Origin of the sequence: Fusobacterium sp. (assembly GCF_032477075.1) — a bacterium.
Lineage (GTDB): Bacteria > Fusobacteriota > Fusobacteriia > Fusobacteriales > Fusobacteriaceae > Fusobacterium_A.
Genome location: NZ_JAWDXO010000061.1, coordinates 1 through 7,901, shown reverse-complemented (window position 1 = coordinate 7,901; position 7,901 = coordinate 1). Strand labels below are relative to the sequence as shown.

The following is a 7,901-nucleotide window of genomic DNA, read 5'->3' as shown; positions in this document are numbered from 1 at the left end:
AGTGAAAGTACATCTGTAAATATATCATATGATGTTTCAGTTGAGAGATCAAAAATTTCTGATAATATGATATCCATAGGATATAAACTTAGATTTTAATTTTTATAATAGGCTATGGACAAAATTTATTGTCTATAGCCTATTCTTTATTTAAAAATAATTTTTAAATGTAATCTTTTTTCTATTTGAATTTTATTTCTTAAAATGTATATCCCATATATATTTCAAATAATGGAGAAGAGGAATCTAAATCATTAGATAGCATTAAAGAAATAGGGCCAAGGAATGTATCCCAACCTATACCACCACCATAACCATGATATTTTCTATCTCCAATATCATAAGATTTTTGGAAAGACAAACCATCAGATGAATAAGTCATCATATTATATTTACCTATAAGGTAGAAACTATCTGTAAGTTTATATTGAATGCCACCACGAATCATATAAAATTCATCAGTATATCTTCCCATCATAGGCAAACCTACAAAGGAGAATGCTAAATCATTATCTCTTAATCCTCCCAATTTAAATAAATTACTATTAGGAATATTTTCACCTGCTGTTTTTCCTCCAGATATCCCTATATTCATAGAGAATCTTTCAGTTATAGGAATATAAAAATCAGTAGAAAACAGAAAACCATTATAATTTATGTCCTCACTTCCCACTCCTTGAGTATTAAAACCATCAAAACGCAGAACATTTCCCTTTGATGGAAAATTCTTTTTATTAAGTGTATCAATATAGAGATACATTCCAGAGGAAATAGTTTGATAATTTTCATGAAAATTTCTGTATGCTCTGCTTCCACCAGAATATTTATTATCTGTACTTTGATATTCTAAAGTTAATCCTGTAACTATATTATTAGATATTGCAGTACCAAGTGATAAAGTGGTTTTAAAAGTATTTGATTCATATGTTGAAACTTTGTTTCCTTCATTAAAGATGAATAATGGATTAACTTCATAACCCATACTAGCAGCAGTTAAAATTTTAATTCTTCCCAATTCATAAAATGAAAGATTATTAAGAGCTATTTTAGGATAACTTGATGCTTCTGCTTTTATAGTATAATTTCTTGTCCATAATCCAAAGTTTGGAATGGTAGCAGATATATTCATAGAACCACCATAATTAGAAGCGTAATTAAGAGATGCATTGATATTTATTCCATCTTTTTCTTTTACTTTAAATATAATAGTATCTTTATCTATTTCATAAAAAGCTCTCTCTATATAGCTCACTGAATAAACTCTTTTTGTCCAATCATTTAAATCAGATCTGGTAAATTGATTACCTTTAACCTTTGGCATAAGATTTTTAACCTTTTCCTCAGTGAGAATTTCATTTCCAACAAGCTTTATATTTTTTATCAATATAGGTTTTTCTTTAAGACCTTTCTCTTTTATATTTTTAAATTCTTGAGGGTAACTTAAATTTTCTAGAATATATCCATATTTTTCAGCAGCTTTTTCTCCTTCATCTACAAGTTCTGAAAGATTGCTAAAATCTATTGTATCATGATCCTTTACATCTGGAACTATTAAAATATCAGCCAGTCTTTTATGTAAATCAACTTTTCTATTTCCATTATATGTAGCAAGTTTATCTAAAATAGTTATAAGGTTTGATTTTTCATTTATTTTTGAAGCTTCAGCAGAAATATCAACAGCTATTATTATATCAGCTCCTAATGAAATGGCCACATCTATAGGAAAATTATTAACGACTCCTCCATCCACATAAAATTTTCCATTATCTTCAATAGGTTCAAGAAAACTAGGAATAGCCATACTTTTAAATGTTGCAAGAGCAAGATCTCCATTACCTAATATAACTTCCTTTCCAGTTTGTAAATCAGTAGTGATAGCTCTATATTGAACAGGAAGATCATTAAAATTTTTAATATTTTCAGCTCTATTAAATATTTCTTTTAATTGTAAATAAATATTTTCCCCATTTAGAAAGCCCATAGGAAATGATAATTTAAGATTTTTATCAATGCTAACTGTAAAGGGATATTTATCATTCTCTATTTTATCTTCTATATTTTTTAGATTTCTATCCTTGGAATTTGTAAGAAGTGTAGTAAATTTTAGATTGATTATAGTTTTTTCTATTTCATCAGCAGAATAGCCAATGGAGTACATTCCTCCCACTATACTTCCAACACTTGTTCCAATTATTATATCTACAGGGATCTGATATTTTTCAAGAACTTTAAGAACTCCAACATGAGCAGCTCCTTTTGCACCTCCACCACTTAAAACAAGTGCTATTTTTGGTCTGCCTTCAGAAACAGGAATTTTTTCTGTAATATCAGTATTTGTGTTTTCAATTTTTTCTTTTAAAAGTTCCAAATGAACTTGCTGCATCTTTAATTCTTCTATTGCTTTATTGATGGCATCCACTTTATATTCTTTAGATTGAACTCCACCAGAAAATGAGAAGGAAAATATTAGAATAAAGAAATGAAGAATCAAGATTTTTTTTATCATAGTAATGCAACTCCCTAAGTAAAGTATTGACATATAATTTTATCATAAAATGATGAAAGGAGTAAGAAAAACTTTTGTAAATACTTTGACCTTTACAATAAATTGGGAATGTGTTAAGATTTTAGATGGAAAATATATGAAAAAAATTAGGAGAGATAAGAAATGGCACTTCTGCAGGTAAATAATTTATTTATGGGATTTACAGGGGAAACTTTGTTTAAAAATATAAGCTTTTCAATAGATGAAAAAGATAAAATAGGAATGATAGGGGTAAACGGGGCAGGAAAAAGTACCCTTATTAAAATACTTTTGGGATTAGAATATGATGAAGTGAATCCTGAGACAAATCAAAGGGGAACAATATCAAAAAAAGGTGGATTAAAAATAGGATATCTCTCACAGCAACCTAATCTTAATCTTGATAATACTGTCTTTGAAGAATTGATGACAGTTTTTTCTAATGTGCAAAATGATTATCACAGAATACAGGAATTAAATGTTATATTGGCAGAGAATCTTGATGATTTTGAGAAAACTATGGAAGAATTAGGGGCTGTAACAGCAAGATATGAGCAAAATGAAGGATACGCAATAGAATATAAAGTGAAACAGATATTGAATGGACTGAGTTTGGCAGAATTTTTGTGGAATTCAAAGATAGGTGATTTATCTGGAGGTCAACTTTCAAGAGTGGCATTAGGAAAAATTCTTTTGGAAGAACCAGAACTTTTGATACTTGATGAACCTACTAATCACTTGGATTTAAATGCTATTGAGTGGCTTGAAAAAATATTAAAAGATTATAAAAAAGCTTTTATTCTTATTTCACATGATGTTTATTTCTTAGATAATGTAGTAAATAGAATATTTGAAATAGAAGGAAAAACTTTAAAGACATACAATGGAAATTATACAGATTTCACTATTCAGAAAGAGGCTTATTTGTCAGGGGCTGTAAAAGCTTTTGACAAAGAACAGGATAAGCTCAGAAAGATGGAGGAATTTATCAGAAGGTACAAAGCTGGAGTAAAATCTAAGCAGGCAAGAGGCAGAGAAAAGATACTCAAAAGAATGGATAAAATGGAAAATCCTGTTATTACAACTAAGAAAATAAAACTTAAATTTGAAACTGATACTACAAGTGTGGATTTAGTGTTGAGAATAAAAGATTTAGCTAAATCTTTTGATGGAAAAGAAATATTCTCCAATTTAAATCTTGATATATATAGAGGAGATAGAGTTGGAGTAATTGGAAAAAATGGAGTAGGAAAATCTACTTTGCTGAAAATAATAAATGGAATGGAAAAACAGAGCAAAGGAGATTTTAAGATAGGAGATAGAGTAAAGATTGGATATTATGACCAAAATCATCAGGGATTAGATCTAAAGAGAACTGTTTTAGAAGAACTTATGTATCATTTTGTATTAAGTGAAGAAGAAGCAAGAAATATATGTGGAGGATTTCTTTTTACAGAAGATGATGTATATAAAGAAATATCTAGTTTGAGTGGAGGAGAAAAAGCAAGAGTGGCATTTATGAAACTTATGCTGGAAAAACCTAATTTTCTGATACTGGATGAACCTACTAACCATCTGGATATATACTCAAGAGAGATATTGTCTGAATCACTTGAGGATTATACAGGAACAATATTAGTAGTATCACATGACAGAAATTTTTTAGATTGTGTTGTTAATAATATATATGAAGTAAAGAAAGATGGAGCAGTACTTTTCAAAGGAGATTATAATTCTTATTTAAATCAAAGAGAAGAAGTAAAAGAGAAAGATATTAAGGCTTCACTTAATTTTGAAGAACAGAAAAGAAATAAAAACAGAATATCATCTCTTGAAAAGAAAATAATAAAGGCTGAAATAGATGTTGAAAAACTTGAAGAAAAAAAATCTGCTAAAGAAGAAGAGTATAGCAAAGCAGGAATAGAAAATAATGTAGATAAGCTTATAGATATACAAAAAGAATTGGAAGAATTGGATATGGAAATATTTTCATTGATGGAAGAATGGGAAGAATTAGAAAATGAACTAAAAACTTTAAAAAATACTTTCTAAATTTGATAAAGTATGATATAATTGTAAAGATTTATAAATATAATCTTAGCTTTATATTGACTTTTTGAAACAAAGTGATTATAATATTTAAGTTATAATATATAAAATTATTTTAAATTAATAGGAAGGAGGGTAAAATGCCTACTTTAAGTCAATTAGTAAAAAATGGAAGAGACACTTTACTAGAGAAGAAAAAATCACCAGCATTACAAGGAAACCCACAAAGAAGAGGAGTTTGTGTAAGAGTTTATACAACTACACCTAAAAAACCAAATTCAGCTTTAAGAAAGGTTGCCAGAGTAAAATTAACTAATGGAATCGAAGTTACTTGCTACATTCCAGGAGAAGGACACAATTTACAAGAACACTCAATCGTACTTGTAAGAGGTGGAAGAACAAAAGACTTACCAGGGGTTAGATACAAAGTTATCAGAGGAGCTTTGGATACAGCTGGAGTTGCCAAAAGAAAACAATCAAGATCTAAATATGGAGCTAAAAAAGCTTAATTATAGGGAGGTGAACGGTTAAAAATGTCAAGAAGAAGAGCAGCAATAAAAAGAGATGTACTACCTGATTCTAGATACTCAGATAAAGTAGTTACTAAAGTTATCAATTCAATTATGTTAGATGGAAAAAAAGCTATCGCTGAAGGAATATTTTACTCAGCTATGGATTTAATAAAAGAGAAAACTGGTCAAGAGGGGTATGATGTATTCAAACAAGCATTAGATAATATCAAACCTCAAATCGAAGTTAGATCAAGAAGAATCGGAGGAGCTACATACCAAGTTCCAGTTGAAGTAAGAGTTGAAAGACAACAAACTTTAGCAATCAGATGGTTAACAATTTATACAAGACAAAGAAAAGAATATGGTATGATCGAAAAATTAGCAGCAGAATTAATTGCAGCAGCTAATAATGATGGAGCAACTATAAAGAAAAAAGAAGATACTTATAAAATGGCAGAAGCAAACAGAGCTTTCGCACATTATAAAATCTAATTTATAGATGGCAAAGGTTAACTTTATTCATTTTTTTTGAGGAGGAAATACTTAATGGCTAGGAAAGTTTCTTTAGATATGACTAGAAACGTTGGAATTATGGCTCATATCGACGCAGGAAAAACTACTACTACTGAAAGAATCCTATTCTATACAGGAGTAGAACATAAGCTAGGAGAAGTTCATGAAGGTGGAGCTACGATGGACTGGATGGAACAAGAGCAAGAAAGAGGGATCACTATCACTTCTGCTGCAACAACTTGTTTCTGGAGAGAACATAGGATAAATATAATAGACACACCAGGACACGTGGACTTTACAGTTGAGGTTGAAAGATCTCTAAGAGTTCTAGATGGAGCAGTTGCAGTATTCTCAGCAGTTGATGGGGTTCAGCCTCAATCAGAAACTGTTTGGAGACAAGCTGATAAATATCAAGTACCAAGAATTGCATTCTTTAACAAAATGGATAGAATTGGTGCTGACTTCAACATGTGTGTTGGAGATATCAAAGATAAATTAGGATCAAATCCTGTACCTATTCAATTACCAATTGGTGCAGAAGATTATTTTGAAGGAGTAATCGACCTAATCACTATGAAAGAAATTGTTTGGCCTATCGATTCAGATAATGGACAAAAATTTGAAGTAAAAGAAATTAGAGCAGAATTAGCTGAAAAAGCTGAAGATGCAAGACAATTTATGTTGGAATCAGTTGTAGAAACAAGTGATGAATTGATGGAAAAATTCTTTGGTGGAGAAGAAATTAGTGAAGAAGAAATCAAAGGAGCCCTTAGAAAAGCAACTATTGCTAATATGATAGTTCCAGTAACTTGTGGAACAGCATTTAAAAACAAAGGAGTTCAATCATTACTTGATGCTATCGTTGATTACATGCCAGCTCCTACAGACGTTGCAATGGTAAAAGGAACTGATATGAAAGATTCTTCTATCGAAATCGAGAGAGAAATGTCAGATGAAGCTCCATTTGCAGCTCTAGCATTTAAAGTTATGACAGATCCATTTGTTGGAAAATTAACATTCTTCAGAGTATACTCTGGTATTGTAGAAAAAGGAACTTATGTTTTAAACTCTACAAAAGGTAAAAAAGAAAGAATGGGAAGAATTCTTCAAATGCATGCTAATAAAAGAGAAGAAATTGAAGCAGTTTACTGTGGAGATATTGCAGCAGCAGTAGGATTGAAAGAAACTACTACTGGAGATACTCTTTGTGCAGAAAATGCTCCAATAGTTCTTGAAAAAATGGAATTCCCAGATCCAGTTATCTCAGTTGCTGTTGAACCAAAAACAAAAGCAGACCAAGAAAAAATGGGAATCGCTTTATCAAAACTTGCTGAAGAAGACCCTACTTTCAAAGTTAAATCTGATGAAGAAACTGGTCAGACAATCATTTCAGGAATGGGAGAACTTCACCTTGAAATCATTGTTGACAGAATGAAAAGAGAATTCAAAGTTGAGTCTACAGTAGGAAAACCACAAGTTGCTTATAGAGAAACAATTCTTGGAACTACAGATCATGAAGTTAAATATGCAAAACAATCTGGAGGTAAAGGACAATACGGACACGTTAAAATTATCCTTGAACCAAATCCAGGTAAAGGATTTGAATTTGTTAATAAAATCACTGGAGGAGTTATTCCTAGAGAATATATTCCAGCAGTAGAAAAAGGAAGTAGGGAAGCTCTAGAAAGCGGAGTTGTAGCTGGATATCCAGTTGTTGATATAAAAGTGACTCTTTATGATGGATCATACCATGAGGTTGACTCATCAGAAATGGCTTTTAAACTTGCAGGATCGATGGCTGTTAAACAAGCTGCTGCTAAATCTAATCCAATAATCCTTGAACCAGTATTCAAAGTAGAAGTAACTACTCCAGAAGAATATATGGGAGATATTATAGGAGACCTTAACTCAAGAAGGGGAATGATAGGTGGAATGACAGACAGAAATGGTGCTAAAATCATTGATGCTAAAGTTCCTTTATCTGAAATGTTTGGATATGCTACTGACTTAAGATCTAAATCTCAAGGAAGAGCAACTTACTCTATGGAATTTGCTGAATACATTCAAGTACCAGCTTCTATCCAAAAAGGAATTCAAGAAGAAAGAGGAAAATAATCTTTCTTATATATGGTAACTTTATAAAAGGTTGGCACTGTAAAGTGCCAACCATAAAAAATAAAATATAAAAATTAGGAGGAGAATTTAAATGGCTAAAGCAAAATTCGAAAGAAGCAAACCCCATGTAAACATTGGAACAATTGGACACGTTGACCACGGAAAAACAACAACAACAGCAGCTATCT

The 7,901-nt window shown here is 30.8% G+C and carries 6 protein-coding genes; 5 read left to right on the top strand and 1 reads right to left on the bottom strand.

All coding sequences use genetic code 11. The features are described 5' to 3' along the window. Positions 1 to 199 precede the first annotated feature (199 nt). Positions 200 to 2,506, bottom strand: coding sequence for a patatin-like phospholipase family protein (locus tag E6771_RS15405; RefSeq protein WP_316092227.1), 2,307 nt, complete (start codon positions 2,504 to 2,506; stop codon positions 200 to 202). A 162-nt stretch (positions 2,507 to 2,668) separates the two neighbouring features. Here E6771_RS15405 and E6771_RS15400 point away from each other — a divergent pair, with 162 nt between their 5' ends. From E6771_RS15400 to E6771_RS15380, 5 genes are all read left to right on the top strand, one after another. Next, positions 2,669 to 4,576, top strand: a complete 1,908-nt coding sequence (locus E6771_RS15400; RefSeq protein WP_316092226.1) for an ABC-F family ATP-binding cassette domain-containing protein — start codon at positions 2,669 to 2,671, stop codon at positions 4,574 to 4,576. A 137-nt stretch (positions 4,577 to 4,713) separates the two neighbouring features. Further along, a complete protein-coding gene (gene rpsL / locus E6771_RS15395) occupies positions 4,714 to 5,082 on the top strand; it encodes a 30S ribosomal protein S12 (protein ID WP_005948786.1) in 369 nt (122 codons plus the stop codon). Between the two features lie 24 nt (positions 5,083 to 5,106). Next, positions 5,107 to 5,577: a 30S ribosomal protein S7 gene (gene rpsG, locus E6771_RS15390; protein ID WP_316092225.1), complete on the top strand. Its 471-nt coding sequence runs from the start codon at positions 5,107 to 5,109 to the stop codon at positions 5,575 to 5,577. Positions 5,578 to 5,631: 54 nt separating this feature from the next. Beyond that, a complete protein-coding gene (gene fusA / locus E6771_RS15385) occupies positions 5,632 to 7,713 on the top strand; it encodes an elongation factor G (protein WP_316092224.1) in 2,082 nt (693 codons plus the stop codon). Positions 7,714 to 7,804: 91 nt separating this feature from the next. After that, positions 7,805 to 7,901: GTP-binding protein (locus E6771_RS15380; protein WP_316092101.1), on the top strand; the 97-nt coding region annotated here is incomplete at its 3' end.

Bases quoted from the DNA above. Each gene is read 5' to 3' on its own strand.
- E6771_RS15405 (WP_316092227.1), bottom strand. From the start codon at position 2,506: ATGATAAAAAAAATCTTGATTCTTCATTTCTTTATTCTAATATTTTCC.
- E6771_RS15400 (WP_316092226.1), top strand. From the start codon at position 2,669: ATGGCACTTCTGCAGGTAAATAATTTATTTATGGGATTTACAGGGGAA.
- rpsL (WP_005948786.1), top strand. From the start codon at position 4,714: ATGCCTACTTTAAGTCAATTAGTAAAAAATGGAAGAGACACTTTACTA.
- rpsG (WP_316092225.1), top strand. From the start codon at position 5,107: ATGTCAAGAAGAAGAGCAGCAATAAAAAGAGATGTACTACCTGATTCT.
- fusA (WP_316092224.1), top strand. From the start codon at position 5,632: ATGGCTAGGAAAGTTTCTTTAGATATGACTAGAAACGTTGGAATTATG.